14 protein-coding genes are annotated in these 12987 nt (G+C 72.3%); 4 read left to right on the top strand and 10 right to left on the bottom strand.

What is annotated here, in order from left to right; genetic code table 11:
• Positions 1 to 320: 320 nt before the first annotated feature.
• A complete protein-coding gene (locus tag BA062_RS40905; protein WP_245960243.1) occupies positions 321 to 1298 on the bottom strand; it encodes a hypothetical protein in 978 nt (325 codons plus the stop codon).
• Positions 1299 to 1555: 257 nt separating this feature from the next.
• Here BA062_RS40905 and BA062_RS38850 point away from each other — a divergent pair, with 257 nt between their 5' ends.
• Positions 1556 to 2482: a VOC family protein gene (locus BA062_RS38850; protein WP_110344114.1), complete on the top strand. Its 927-nt coding sequence runs from the start codon at positions 1556 to 1558 to the stop codon at positions 2480 to 2482.
• Between the two features lie 7 nt (positions 2483 to 2489).
• On the opposite strand, the gene BA062_RS38845 is transcribed toward BA062_RS38850, so the two are convergent.
• Positions 2490 to 2831 carry a YciI family protein gene (locus BA062_RS38845; protein ID WP_110344113.1) on the bottom strand — a complete coding sequence of 114 codons (342 nt, stop codon included), beginning with the start codon at positions 2829 to 2831 and terminating at the stop codon, positions 2490 to 2492.
• A 132-nt stretch (positions 2832 to 2963) separates the two neighbouring features.
• Here BA062_RS38845 and BA062_RS38840 point away from each other — a divergent pair, with 132 nt between their 5' ends.
• The gene (locus tag BA062_RS38840; protein WP_245960242.1) at positions 2964 to 3416 is read left to right on the top strand and encodes a hypothetical protein; all 453 of its coding nucleotides are present in this window, start codon (positions 2964 to 2966) and stop codon (positions 3414 to 3416) included.
• On the opposite strand, the gene BA062_RS38835 is transcribed toward BA062_RS38840, so the two are convergent.
• Complete coding sequence (locus BA062_RS38835) at positions 3413 to 3844, bottom strand: hypothetical protein (RefSeq protein WP_110344112.1); 432 nt, start codon at positions 3842 to 3844, stop codon at positions 3413 to 3415. The two genes, BA062_RS38840 and BA062_RS38835, sit on opposite strands and share 4 nt — an antisense overlap.
• Positions 3845 to 4351: 507 nt before the next feature.
• On the opposite strand from BA062_RS38835, the gene BA062_RS38830 reads away from it, so the two are divergent.
• Entirely contained in the window at positions 4352 to 5251 is a 900-nt protein-coding gene (locus tag BA062_RS38830) for a nitroreductase/quinone reductase family protein (RefSeq protein ID WP_245960241.1), read from the top strand.
• A 4-nt stretch (positions 5252 to 5255) separates the two neighbouring features.
• On the opposite strand, the gene BA062_RS38825 is transcribed toward BA062_RS38830, so the two are convergent.
• Complete coding sequence (locus BA062_RS38825) at positions 5256 to 5969, bottom strand: Clp protease N-terminal domain-containing protein (RefSeq protein WP_110344110.1); 714 nt, start codon at positions 5967 to 5969, stop codon at positions 5256 to 5258.
• A 63-nt stretch (positions 5970 to 6032) separates the two neighbouring features.
• On the opposite strand from BA062_RS38825, the gene BA062_RS38820 reads away from it, so the two are divergent.
• Positions 6033 to 7145 (top strand): glycosyltransferase, encoded by a 1113-nt coding sequence (locus BA062_RS38820; protein ID WP_110344109.1) that lies wholly within the window; start codon positions 6033 to 6035, stop codon positions 7143 to 7145.
• Positions 7146 to 7149: 4 nt separating this feature from the next.
• Here BA062_RS38820 and iolD read toward each other — a convergent pair whose 3' ends face one another.
• From iolD to BA062_RS38790, 6 genes are all read right to left on the bottom strand, one after another.
• On the bottom strand, positions 7150 to 8985 hold the full coding sequence (gene iolD, locus BA062_RS38815) for a 3D-(3,5/4)-trihydroxycyclohexane-1,2-dione acylhydrolase (decyclizing) (protein WP_110344108.1): 1836 nt from the start codon (positions 8983 to 8985) through the stop codon (positions 7150 to 7152).
• Positions 8982 to 9872, bottom strand: coding sequence for a 5-deoxy-glucuronate isomerase (gene iolB, locus BA062_RS38810; RefSeq protein ID WP_110344107.1), 891 nt, complete (start codon positions 9870 to 9872; stop codon positions 8982 to 8984). The genes iolD and iolB overlap by 4 nt, the downstream gene beginning before the upstream one ends.
• Positions 9869 to 10756, bottom strand: coding sequence for a Cgl0159 family (beta/alpha)8-fold protein (locus tag BA062_RS38805; RefSeq protein WP_425453017.1), 888 nt, complete (start codon positions 10754 to 10756; stop codon positions 9869 to 9871). Before BA062_RS38805 ends, iolB begins: the two co-directional genes overlap by 4 nt.
• Positions 10753 to 11688, bottom strand: a complete 936-nt coding sequence (gene iolC, locus BA062_RS38800) for a 5-dehydro-2-deoxygluconokinase (protein WP_110344105.1) — start codon at positions 11686 to 11688, stop codon at positions 10753 to 10755. Before iolC ends, BA062_RS38805 begins: the two co-directional genes overlap by 4 nt.
• Entirely contained in the window at positions 11685 to 12464 is a 780-nt protein-coding gene (locus tag BA062_RS38795; RefSeq protein ID WP_110344104.1) for an ATP-binding cassette domain-containing protein, read from the bottom strand. The genes iolC and BA062_RS38795 overlap by 4 nt, the downstream gene beginning before the upstream one ends.
• Positions 12461 to 12987 (bottom strand): ABC transporter permease (locus BA062_RS38790; protein ID WP_425453015.1); only part of this gene is annotated, 527 nt, incomplete at its 5' end. The genes BA062_RS38795 and BA062_RS38790, both read right to left, overlap by 4 nt.

Here is a 12987-nt window from a genome sequence, read left to right as displayed (position 1 = left end):
AGAGTCAACGTGCCGATGGAACGGCCTTGGTCAGCCCCGTTCCCATCCTTTGGTAGTCCTGCCGGGGGCGCTCCACCCCTGGTCACAGCGTTGACCAGGGGAGAAACGCTGCGGCGGCCAGCACTGAGCCATGCCTTCCGGCAGGTTGGTCCTCCGCCGAGCGGCAGCGCCGGACCACGCCATGCTCCATACACGTCGCGCCGGGCTCCCTCGTTCGTGGCCGCGCGTGGGTACTTCGTGACTCGCATCACGCGACCGCCGGACCCGGCACGCGGTGCGGCCGGGCTCGTCGTTCATGGTCCACACGGGACGCTTCGCGATCAGTCCTCGCAAGCGTTTCCGTCGCCGTCGCTGTCGAGGCGGTACACATCGTCGCCCACCACTCGCACCGGGCCGCGCACGTAGGCGGGACCGTTGCCGCTGCCGCCTTCGCAGTCGACGTCCTCCGCGATGGGCACACAAGCGCCTTCGTAACTCGGGTGGCAGCCGGGTGCGGGCTCCGGTTCGGGGGCCGGGGGCGGTGGGGGCGGCGGTGCGGGTTCCTCCGAGAGCACCGGCTCGGGGGCCGGCTCCCGGTAGGTCGGCTCCGGCGGCGCCGCCGGGGGCTCCGGCTCGGGGGTTTCCGTCGTCGGCTCCGGCTCCTCGGTGGTGGTGACCGGCGCCCTCGTGGTGGTCGTGGTGGTCGGCAGAGCGACGTCGGAGGACGGCTGTTGCCCGTCCTCCTCGCCCCCGTTGACGATGCCGATCAGGAGGAAGAGGGCGAACACCGCGGCCGCGATCCACAATGGACGGCGCAGGTACCACGGGCGGCGCGGCGGCGGCGGGGCCGGGGCGGGAGCCGCCTGAAACACGCTCGTCGGCCGCGGTGCCGGCGTCGGCATCGAGACGACCGGGATCGGCGTCGTCGCCGGTTCGGCGGTCGGCGGCCGAAGGGCGCCGTCGACGTCCTTCGGCAGGCGCAGCACGACTTCGATCTTCTTCTCGCCCTGCTGGATCAGCGCCTCGCATCCGGGTCTGGCCCCCGAATCTTCCACTCGCTGGACGAGCGGCCCGTAACGCTGCGACATCAGGTACGTCAGCTCGCCGATGCGGCGCCCGTCGAGCCTCACCTCGACGGCCCGCTTTCCCCGGTGCTTGCCCGACGTGACCGTGCACCAGCCCAGTTCCACGGCCACGCGGCGCTCGCCGCCCACCGGGGCGTACCGCGCCAGCTCCGGCTGGTGGTGCTCCTCGCGGGTCACCGTCACGCTCACCTCGCCAGGCAGCAGCGACAGCCCCGATGACGAGTTCTCGACCACGTTGCGCTCCCTGTGCGACGGCCGGTGTACACCTACGAATCGGCCACTGGAGCCGGGCGTTACCGCAGGACACAGGGCTGTCACGGACAGGACACGTATCGGCACGGGCAGCCCGCAGTGTCTACTTCGGAGACAGCGGGGGCACGGCGAAGTCGTTGATCTGGGACGAAGCTCACGGCCTGGTCCTGCCGGGGAAACTGTTCAGTCCCAACGGTCCGGCACTACTCTCGTAAGGTCGCCCTAAGGAGGGATGCCGGATGCCATGTGACGACGCGGCCGCGCATGCCTTCCTCCGCTGCACGCTCAACACCGCCGACCGGGTGAAGTCGGCCCGTTTTTACCGCGAGGTGCTCGACCTGCGGCAGCGAGGGGAGTTCACCGACGCCGAAGCGGACGTCTCCGCGCTGGGCATCTCGCAGCCCGCGCATCGCACCAGGTCACGCCTCTGGGACCGCCGCTGGTCCCGTCGGACCCCCGCGCTGGAGCTCGTCCAGTGGCACGAACCACGTGCGCACACGGTGGTGCCCACGCCCGCCACCACGATCGGCCTACGAGCGGTGGGCTTCCGGGTGGAGTCGGTGGCGACCGTGCGCACCGCCGTGGCCAGGGCGGGCCGCGACGCCCGGATGCTGCCCTCGGGCTGGCCCACCGGCACCGGGCCCACCGCGTGGACTCTCGACCTCGACGGGGTCACGGTGGAGCTGGTCCAGTCACGCCTCACCGACACCGACGGCCCCGTGCTGTCGCACCTGCGGCTGAACTGCGCCGACCTGGCCCGCAGCATCGAGTGGTATGAGCACCTCGGCTTCGACGTGGCAGCGAAGGAGACGTCGACCCTGCTGCCGGGACTGCCGCTGGGGCTGGCCGGTCAGGTCGAGGTCGCGAGCGCCTCGCTCCAGCTCGGCGAGGACGACCCGTTCCGGCTCGAGCTGCTCCAGTGGGTCGACCCGCCGGGCTCCACGCCGGCGAGCTCAGAGGGCAACGCGCCGGGGCTGGCGCACATCGCGTTCGGCGTCGAGGACGCCAGGATGGCCCACCGTTACCTCGAGACCGCCGGCCTGGCGAACAGCGGGCCGCCGAGGTGGAACCCGGCGCCCGGCAGCACGCACGAAACCGGATGGTCGGTGTTCCTGACCGACCCCGACGGCGTGCGCGTCGAGCTGGCTGAGCACACGCCACGCTGAGGGCCGCTCAGCCGTGCAGCTCCCTCACCTCGATCGGCAGGGTGATCGCCTCGGCGACCTTCCTGGCCCAGCCGAGCGCGGTCTCGCGGTCGGGCGACCGGATCACCGTGAAACCGCCGATGTGCTCCTTGCCCTCGACGTAGGGACCGTCGGTGACGAGCACGTCGCCGCCCTTGGCACGTACGACGCTCGCGGTGTCCGGCGCGGTCAGTCCTGCCGCGAACACCCAGACGCCCGCCTCGCGCATCTCGGTGTTCACGGCCTCCAGGTCCCGCATGATCGGTTCCAGGATCTCAGGCGGCGGCGGGTCGCCGTCCGGCTGGTAGATGCTGAGCAGGTAGTGCGGCACGGCTGCTCCTTCGCGACGTCGGCCTTCCGGTAACCCCGATTCTTCCGCAGCGGTGTGTCGATTCGGCGGTACCTGCTTCGACGTATCGGTAGAGGGTGCCCGAGGGGGGCACACACCGGGAGGAGGCCGACGATGTCCGAACACCGCACCGCGCAGACCACCGTCACCGACGCCGCCGTCACGCCGCTGCTGCGCCGCGACCGGCACCGTGGGCACCGCATCGCACGGGTGGACGCCGCCTACGCCGGGCTGCGTGATCGTGCCCTCGCCGAGACGCTCACCGCCGAGGACGCCGCGGAGCCGCACGGGCTGGATCCGCTGGAGCGGCTGACGTGCCGCACCCACCGGCGCTGGGTGCACGAGTGCATCGCGAGCCCGCAGCACGTCTTCGTGGTCACCGGGCACCGCTGGTGCCGGGACTGCTCGACCGCGGCGAACGTCGCCGTCGACCAGCTGACGTGGCACGTCTCGGTCACCTGCCCCCGCTGCGGGCACACCCCCGCGGGCGTCGCGACCCGCCAGATCGTGCGTACCTGCCGCGCGAGCATGGCCGCGGCGCAGGGCCGCACCGCCGACGCCGCTTAGGGAACCTCCAGCGCGGCGAGCAGCTCTTGGCAGGTGGGCGCGAGTTCCCGCAGGATCCGGGCCACCGTGGCGACGTCGCCAGTGACGAGGGGGTACTGCCGCGACCCGACCGGCCGCGCCTGCCGCCGCCGCTCGCACCAAGACGCAGCCGGCCCAGCCAGTGGGCGGCATCGGCGAGCCGCCGCCCCCCACCCCACCCGCACCGCGACCCGCGCCAGATGTTCCCGCGCCGTGTGGTCGAGTCCTTCCCGGAGCCGCTCGACGACCCAGCCCGCGTCACCGGCCCGCAGCCAGGCCGCAGCCGCGGGCAGCGCCTCCTCCGGGCTCACCTCGCGCACCCTCACGAAACCCGACCACGCGGTGAACGGCTCGGTGGGATAGCCGATCGAGCCCCCACGCCACGCGGCGGCGAGCGCCTCGACCGGCAAGGTCGCGAACGGCTAGCCGTGCGGATCGTGGAGCAGTACCGAGGTGTCGTCGACCCCCAGCACCGTCACGAAGTGGTCCGCGCGGTGGTGAGGCCGCCGCCGCGGTGGAGTGGCTCCGCGCCACGCGAGCGCGAAGGGTCCCGGCGCGAGCACCAGCGCGAGGCAGCTCGCGTAACAGTAGAAGCCGGCCCCCCGATCATGGCGATTTTCCCGCCTTCTCTCACGTTGACAGCACGATCACGCTTCGGGTGTAATGGCGCTCGTGTCGCGTGTCGCCAACCGCGTTGAAGGTGGCCGACATGGAGGCACCGTCATCACTAGGGGGTCCATCGTGAGTTCTCACTTCACGGACGCCGGCTGATTCTGCCGTAGCGGCAAGGTTTCCACCTCGCCCACGTTCTTCTCTCACCACATCCGCACGGTCACGGGCGCGTGTGTCCACATTCGCCAGAGGGCGCCTTTGTCGTGCGCTCCTGCCGTTTTTCCCATACCGAAGGAGATTTCCACTTGCCGGCACATCTGGGTATGCCCGCCAGGGTCGCGCCGTTCAACCAGCCCGTCGTCGACGAGTTCCGCGCCAATGGCGGCCGGGTCGGGGGCCCGTTCGACGGCGGTGACCTGTTGCTGCTCACCACGGTGGGCGCGAAGTCGGGCCACGAGACCACGTCACCGCTCGCCTACCTCCACATCGACGGCGAGCTCGTGGTCGTCGGCTCCGCGGGCGGCGGGCCGCGCCACCCCGCCTGGTACCACAACCTGCTCGCCCATCCCGCGGTCCGCGTCGAGCTGGGCACCGAGACCTTCGGCGCGATCGCCGTGCCCGCCGAGGGCGCCGAGCGTGAGCGGTTGTTCGAGCAGGTCGTGGCCAGGCAACCGGGTTTCGGCGATTACCAGGCCCGCACCGAGCGCGCGCTTCCCGTGGTGGTGCTGCGCAGGCCGCAACGGGCCACGGAGCCCGCCGAGGTGACGACACTCGCCGCCAAGCTCGTCGAGATCCACACGTGGCTACGGGCTCAGCTCGCCGACCTGCGTGGGCAGGCCGACGAGTACTTCGCGCAGCGCACCGGCGGGCCGCCGGGGCTGAGCCTGCAGCTGCGCCAGCACTGCCTGGCCTTCTGCGAGGGACTGCATTTCCACCACAGCGGCGAGGACGCGGTGCTGCTGCCGAACCTGGAGCGGCAGTACCCGCACCTGCGGGACGCGATCGCCCGGCTCCGCGGGGAGCACGGCACGGTGTCACGCATCAAGGACGAGCTGGAGAAGCTGCTCGCCGACATCACCACCGCCGACCCGGCGCGGTTCCTGGCGGAGCTGGAACGGATGTCGGCCGAGCTGACCGCGCACCTGGACTACGAGGAGGAGCAGCTGCTGCCGGTGCTGGAGTCCGTGCCGTTCCCACCGGCGTGATCCTCTACTGTGGACGGTCGGCGACGACCTGGGCGAGCGCGGCGAGCACGGTGGACTCCACGTCGGCCTTGCCGACCTCGAGGTCCGTGAGCACGCCGGAGCCGCCCTCGTTCTCCAGCAGGCCGAGGAGGATGTGCTCGGTGCCGATGTAGTTGTGGCCCAGTCGCAACGCTTCCCGGAAGGTCAGCTCCAGCGCCTTGCGCGCGGTGGCGGCATACGGGACGGCATCGGGCACGCTTCCTGCCTTCGACGGCAGGGCTGCGACGGCGGCCTGCCGGACGGCGTCCAGGGTCACCCCTTGGGCGGTGATCGCCTTGGCGGCGAGTGATTCCTGGTCGCCCAGCAGGCCAAGGACGAGGTGCTCGGCAACGATCTCGGGGTTGCCCGCGGCGCGTGCCTCGTCCTGCGCCAGCCGCACGACGTTCTTGGCGCGCGGGGTGAAGCGGCCGAGTTCGTCCGGGTCGAGCGTGAGGTCGGGCTTCGACACAAAGCGTTTCTGTGCCGCCTGCTTGCTGACTCCCATGCTCTTGCCGATGTCGGTCCAGGACGCGCCGGAGCGGCGGGCCTGGTCGACGAAGTGGCCGATCAGGTGGTCGGCCACTTCGCCGAGGTGCTCGGCGGCGAGCACGGCGTCGGTGAGCTGTTCGAGAACGTCGGTGTGCACCTTCTTGATCGACTCGATCAGGTCGTCGAGCCGGATCTGGATGGACTCGGTCATGCGTCAACCATAAGTTGACGATCGAGCCTCGTCAACCTTGAGTTGACGGCGTATCGTGAGGCGATGCGGGTGCTGTTCTCCTCGACCGCGGGAACCGGGCACTTCGGCCCGATGGCTCCGTTCGTGCGGTCCTGCCTGCGAAGCGGCCACGACGTGCTGGTCACCGGGCCGGACGCGCTCACGAGCACCGCGGAGGCGACCGGTGCGGCGTTCCGGCGCGTCGACGACCCGCCTGCCGACGCGGTGCGGGCGGCCTACGAGCTGCTCGCGACACTCCCGCACGACGAGGCCAATGCCTTCATGTGCGCGGAGATCTTCGGCAGGCTCCGGCCCCGGGCCGCACTCCCCCGGCTCGCCGACACGATCGCGGACTGGCGGCCGGACGTCGTGGTGCGCGAGAGCGCCGAGTTCGCCGCCGCGGTGGCCGCGGAACTGCACGACGTGCCGCACACCAGGATCGCCATCGGGCTCGCCGTCATGGAGGAGCTGGTGCTGCGCTACGCGGCCGGCAACCTCGACGGGCTGCGCCGCACCTCCGGGCTTCCTCCCGACCCGGACGCAGCACGTCTTCGCGCGTCGCCGTACCTGACGCTCTTCCCCGCCGGGCTGGAGGACCCCTCGATACCGGACCCGCCACGAACCAGGCGGTTCCGCGACCCGGCGTGGGCCCCGCCGGGCGAGGGCACGGGACGGCCCTTCGTTTATGCGACGTTCGGCAGTGTCACGGGCGCCATGCCCGGGGCGGCGCCGGTCTTCTCCGAGACGCTGACCGCGGTCGCCGGGCTCGACGCCGACGTGCTGCTGACCGTCGGCCACGGGCTCGATCCCGCGGCGCTCGGCGAACCGCCGCCGAACGTGCGCGTGGAACGCTGGGTGGACCAGAACACGGTGCTCGGCCGCGCCTCCGCCGTGGTGTGTCACGGCGGAGGCGGGTCGATGCTCGGCGCGCTCGCGGCCGGGGTGCCGCTCGTGGTGGCGCCGCTCTTCGCCGAGGACCAGCACCTGAACGCGCGGCGCGTCGCCGAGGCGGGCGCGGGCGTGCGGGCCACGCCGGACGCGGCGAGCCTGCGGGCGGCGCTCGACACGGTGCTCACCACGCCCGCCTACCGGACGCGTGCACGGAAGCTCGCCGCGGAACTCGCTCGCACCCCCACCACGGACGCCGCCTTCCGCTGACAACTCAGGCGCGGTACCGCAGCTGGCGTGCCTTGCCCACCTCGTACTCGGCGTGGCCGGGCAGGTGCGGCGGGACGCCGACCTCCCACCACGCCCCGGCGTCGGTCCACGCGGCCGGATCGGTGCGCAGCACCACGACCGCGGGCCTGCGCTGTGTGCGCGCGGCCTGGCGCGCCTTGACATAGGCGTCGCGGAATCCGGCGAGGTCGGCGGCGGCGAACGCGAGGCAGCCCAGCGCCTCGGCGTGCGCGGCGAAGTCGGCCCGCGGCGGGTTCTCGTGTGCCGAGGCGCAGTCGGGATAGAGGTTGTTGAACGCGGGCGCGCCCTGGCCCTCCTGCAGGCGCGCGATCACGGCGTAGCCGTCGTTGTCGCACACCACCGCGACGAACGGGTGCCCGGCGAACGCGGCGGAGAACAGCTCCGAGTTGAGCATCAGGTACGAGCCGTCGCCGAGCAGCGTCGTCACCACGCCGTCGCGTGCCATCGCCGCGCCCCACGCACCGGCGAGCTCGTAGCCCATGCACGAGAAGCCGTACTCGACGTCCATGCTCGCGGTGCCGTTCGCACGCCAGCCGCCCACCAGCTCACCGGGCAGCCCTCCCGACGCGGTCATCACGTAGTCCCCCGGCTCGGCGACGTCGTTGACCGCGCCCACCACCTGCGCGTAGGTGGGCAGCCCCTCGGCTGGCGCGCGCAGGCCGTCGACGTAGGCGTCCCACCGCGCCCGCTCCAGGGCCGCCCGCACCGTCCAGGCCGGGTCGACGACGCCGCGGCCCCGCAGCGCGACCGTCAGCTCGGCCAGCCCTTCGCGTGCGTCGGCCACCACCGCCGTGGCCCCGTGCTTGACCGCGTCGAACCGGGCGACGTTGAGGGTCACCAGGCGCACCCGTGGGTCGAACACCGTCCACGAAGCGGTGGTGAAGTCCTGCAGCCGGGTGCCGATGGCGAGCACCACGTCGGCCTCGGCGGCGAGCGCGTTGGCCGAGGCCGAGCCGGTGATGCCGAGCGGGCCCGCGTAGAGCGGCTCGTCGTGCGGGACGAGGGTGCGGCCCGCGGTGGTCTCGGTGACGGGCAGGTCGTGCTCGCGGGCGAACGCGAGCGCCTCGCGCCCGGCGTCCGAGTAGCGCACGCCCCCGCCCAGTACGAGCAGCGGCCGCCGGGCCCCCGCCAGGACGTCGGCGGCCTCGGCGACCTCGCGCGTGTCGGGCCGGGGCCGCGGCACGCGCCGGACCACGGGCTCGAACAGCGAGCCGGGGAAGTCGAACGTCTCGGCCTGCACGTCCTGCGGCAGCGCGAGCGTCACCGGGCCGGTGTCGGCCGGGTCGGTGAGCACCCTCGCAACCTGCGGCAGCGTGTGCGGCAACTGCTCGGGCCGCACGATGCGGTCGAAGTAGCGGCTCACCGGGCGGAAGGCGTCGTTGACGGTGGCCGCCGGATCGCCGAAGTGCTCCACCTGCTGCAACACCGGATCGGGCGCGCGGCCGGTGAACGTGTCGCCGGGCAGGAGCAGCAACGGCAGGCGGTTGGCGTGCGCGACGCCCGCGGCGGTGACCATGTTGAGCGCACCGGGACCGATCGACGAGGTCACCACCCCGACCTGGCGGCGATGCGTGGCCTTGGCGTAGCCGACGGCCGCGAGCGCCATGCCCTGCTCGGTATGCCCCCGCCACACCGGCAACCGTTCGCGGTGCTCCTCCAGCGCGCTTCCGAGTCCGAGTACATTGCCGTGCCCGAAGATCGCGAACACACCGGGGAACAGCGGTACCTCGGTGCCGTCGAGCAGCTCGGCGCGCTGCGCGGCCAGCCAGTGCACCAGCGCCTGCGCGGTCGTCAGCCTCATGTGCGTCTCCCCTCGGCTCCGGTCACCGGGCAGCGCGGGTCGGCGGGCTGGTCGCGCCACGTGTCCCTGACCCAGCCGTGGGCGGGGTCGTCGCAGAAGGCCATCGAACGCTCGGGACCGGGCCCGGCGAGGACGTTGAGGTAGTACAGGGGATAGCCGGGCGCCGCGACACACGGTCCGTGGTAGCCGCGCGGGATCAGGAACACGTCGCCGTCGCGCACGGCCACGTCCTCGTCCAGCTCGCCGTCGGCGGTGTAGGTGCGGTGCAGGCCGAAACCCGCGCCGCTGGGCGTGGTGCCGTCGCGGCCGGCGATGCGGAAGTAGTAGATCTCCTCGTTGACGACCTCGCACTCGGTGGCCTCGTCGTGCTTGTGCGGCGGGTAGGAGGACCAGTTGCCGTCCGGGGTGATCAGCTCGCACGCGTTGAGCTTGTCGGCGTGCTCCCACACGCCGGGGACGCCGAAGTTGGTCACCTGCCGGGTGGCGTTGCCCGCTCCGCGTACCTCCACCGGCACCAACTCGGCGGGACCGTAGCGGGGCTCGAGCCTGCGCTCGCAGCGCGCCATCGGCAACGCGATCTCGGCACCCTCCACTGCGGACAGTGTCACCTCGGCGTCCCTTGGCACGTAGGCGAAGTCGGTGACCCGCGTGAACACCGACGTCCGGCCGCGCAGGGCGAAGCGCTCCCCTTCGACGACGACGTCGCATCCGCCGGAGAGCGGCAGCACGAACGCCTCGAACTCGCCGGTGGTGATCGCGCGCGGCTGCCCCGGCTCCAGCGTCAGCACCCGCAGGCCGGTGTAGGCCCAGCCCGCGTCCTCCGGCATGAGCCGCACCGGATCGGCCCCGTCGGCGAGTGTCCCGTGCGGGCGGTGCAGGGCGCTCACCGCGACTTCTCCAGCACCCGGGCCGCGGCGGCCACCGCGGCGGCGACATCGCCGTCCGGCGGGTACAGCAGCGAGCGGCCGACGACGAGCCCGCGCACCACCGGGTGCCGCAGCGTGGTGCCCCACTGCTCCAGGTCGGCCGCATAGTCCCCGGCGGGCACGCCACCGAGCACCACCACCGGCAACGTCGTCGCGTCGAGCACCGCGGGCTCCCGCACGCTCGGCAGCTTGAGCCAGGTGTACGCCGACGTGGCGCCAAGCCCCGAGGCGATGCCGATCGCGCGGGCGAGCGACGCCGCGTCCCGCCGCAGTGCGAGCGTGCCACCCTCCCGCGCGTACGGCAGCGGCTCCACCAGGGCGAGCCGTCCGGCCGACGCCAGCTCCGACACCGCCCGCGCGCACGACTCCAGCGTGGGCGCGGTTCCCGCGTCGGAGTCCACGATCCGCAACAGCATCTTCCCGCCGTCGAGTCCACAGTCGACGATCGAGCGGGCGGTGTAGGCGGTGAACCGGTCGTCGATCTCCCAGTCGGCGCCCGCGAGCCCGCCCCGGTTCATCGAGCCCAGCACCACCTTGTCGTGGAGCGCGCCGAGCAGCAGCAGCTCCTCCACGACGTCCGGGGTGCCGAGCACGCCGTCGACGGCCGGGTCGGCGAGCGCGACCAGCAGCCGCTCCAGCAACCGCCTGCGATCGGCCATCGCCAGCGGGTCGGGGCCGACGCCCACCATGCCCCGCGCCGGATGGTCGGCGGCCACGAGGAAGAGCGTGCCGCGTTCGGAGAGCACACTCGTTCTTCGCTCGCGCCGGTCGTAGGCCCGGCGCACCGCATCGGGATCGGTCGCGCGGACCCGCAACAGCTCAGCCCACTGCTCGTCGGTGATCAACTCGCCAGCGTCCTCTCGATCTCGGCGGCGGTGGGCATGGCGTCCGCGCATGCGAGCCGGGACGCCACGATCGCGCCCGCCGCGTTGGCGTAGGCCGCGATCCTCGGCGGCTGCCAGCCCGACAGCAGGCCGTGGACCAGCGCCCCGCCGAAGCCGTCCCCCGCGCCCAGCGCGCACACGACGTCGACCGGCCGGGGCGGCACCGTCCACGAGCCCTCCCGCGTCGCGACGTACACGCCGTCGCCGCCCTGCTTGATGATGGCCAGCTCGACGCCGCGCTCCAGCATCCGGTTCGCCGCCTCGGGCGGTTCGGCGGTGCCCACGGCGATCTCGGCCTCGGTCCGGTTGCCCACGGCGACGGTCACGTGCTCCAGCAGCGCGCCGATCTCCGTGCGCGCCGCGGCCTCGTCCGGCCAGAACATCGGCCGGTAGTCCAGGTCCAGCACCGTGTGGGCGCGGCGGCCCCGGTGCCGCAGGATCTCGTGCTGGGTGCTGCGGGCCGGTTCCGCGCACACGCCCGTGCCGGTGACCCACAGCAGCGGCACCGACTCCACGACCTCCCACGGCACATCCTTGACCTCCAGTGCGAGGTCCGGTGCGAGGGGCTCCCGGTAGAACAGCAGCGGCGGGTCCTCCGGTGGGTCGAGCGCGCAGAACACCACCGGCGTCTGCAGCCGGGGCGCGGTGCCCACGTGGTCGGGGCTCACCCCGAAGCCGCGCAGTGCCGTGCGCACGTAGTCGCCGAAGCCGTCGCGGCCCACCTTGGTGAGCACAGCCGTGCGCCTGCCGAGCCGCGCGGCGGCCACCGCGACGTTGGTCGCCGTTCCGCCCAGCGACTTCGCGAACGTCCTGACCTCGGCCAAGGGCACGCCGCTCTGCTCGGGGTAGAGGTCCACCCCGACCCGGCTCACCGTCAGAACCTCCACGCTCACGTCTCCACCGACCGCAGCTCGTGCTCGAGCGCCGCCAGTTCCGCCCCGCCCGCCATCTGTCTGGTCAGCTCGCCGAGGTCGATCTCAGACTTCTCGTAGGTGCCCAGCGGTGCGCCGCGGTTGAGCAGCAGGAAGCGGTCGCCCACGGGGTAGGCGTGGTGCGGGTTGTGGGTGATGAGCACGACGCCCAGCCCCCGGTCGCGCGCCTGCGCGACGTGCCGCAGCACGATCCCCGCCTGCTTCACACCGAGCGCCGCGGTCGGCTCGTCGAGGATCAGCACCTTCGCTCCGAAGTGGACGGCCCGCGCGATGGCGACGCACTGCCGCTCGCCGCCGGAGAGCGTGCCCACCGGCTGCTCGACGTCTCGCAGGTCGATCCCCAGCTCCGCGAGCGCCTGCTTGGTCACCCGCCTGCCTCTGCCCCGGTCGAGCAGCCTGAGCGGACCGAACCCGATCGTCGGCTCCGAGCCCAGGAAGAAGTTGCGCCACACGCTCATCAGCGGCACCACCGCGAGGTCCTGGTAGACGGTGGCGATGCCGTGATCGAGGGCGTCCCTCGGGGAGGAGAACCGCACCGGCTCGCCGCCGACCCGCAGCTCCCCGGTGTCGTGCTGGTGCACTCCGGCGAGGATCTTGATCAATGTCGACTTACCGGCACCGTTGTCGCCGAGCACGCACGTGACCTCGCCCGCATTGACCACAGTGGACACCTCGCGCAGGGCATGGACACTGCCGTAGGACTTGCCGATGCCGGCGACCTCGATCAGGGGAGTCATCTGCGCACCCTCTCCGCGCGTCGCCGGAACGTGTTGTTGACGAGCACCGCGGCGAGCAGCATCACGCCGAGGAACAACATGAACCAGTCGTTGTCCCAGCCTGCGAAGACGATGCCCTGCCGCGCCATGCCGAAGATCAGCGCGCCGATCGCGGCACCGATCGCCGAGCCGAAACCACCGGTGAGCAGGCAGCCGCCCACCACCGCGGCGATGATGAACTGCAGTTCCTGCCCGATGCCCTGGTTGGCCTGCACGCTGTCGAACCGCAGGATATTGATCGAGCCGACGATCCAGCCCGCGAACGCCGTGGTCATGAACAGCAGGATCTTGGTGCGAACCAGCGGAACGCCGACCGCGCGGGCGCTCACGGCCGACCCGCCGACCGCGAAGATCCAGTTGCCGAACGGCGTGCGCACGAGCACGAGCGCCGCGACCGCCGCAACCAGGATCCACCACAGGATCGACACCTGGAACTCCGTGCCCCCGATGTCGATCGTCGACGCGAACAGCATTCCCGCCGGTC

The sequence above is a fragment of the Prauserella flavalba genome (assembly GCF_003202235.1).
Taxonomy (GTDB): Bacteria; Actinomycetota; Actinomycetes; order Mycobacteriales; family Pseudonocardiaceae; genus Prauserella_A; species Prauserella_A flavalba.
Note: the sequence above shows the minus strand (reverse complement) of the source record. Positions and strands in the feature narration are given on the sequence as shown.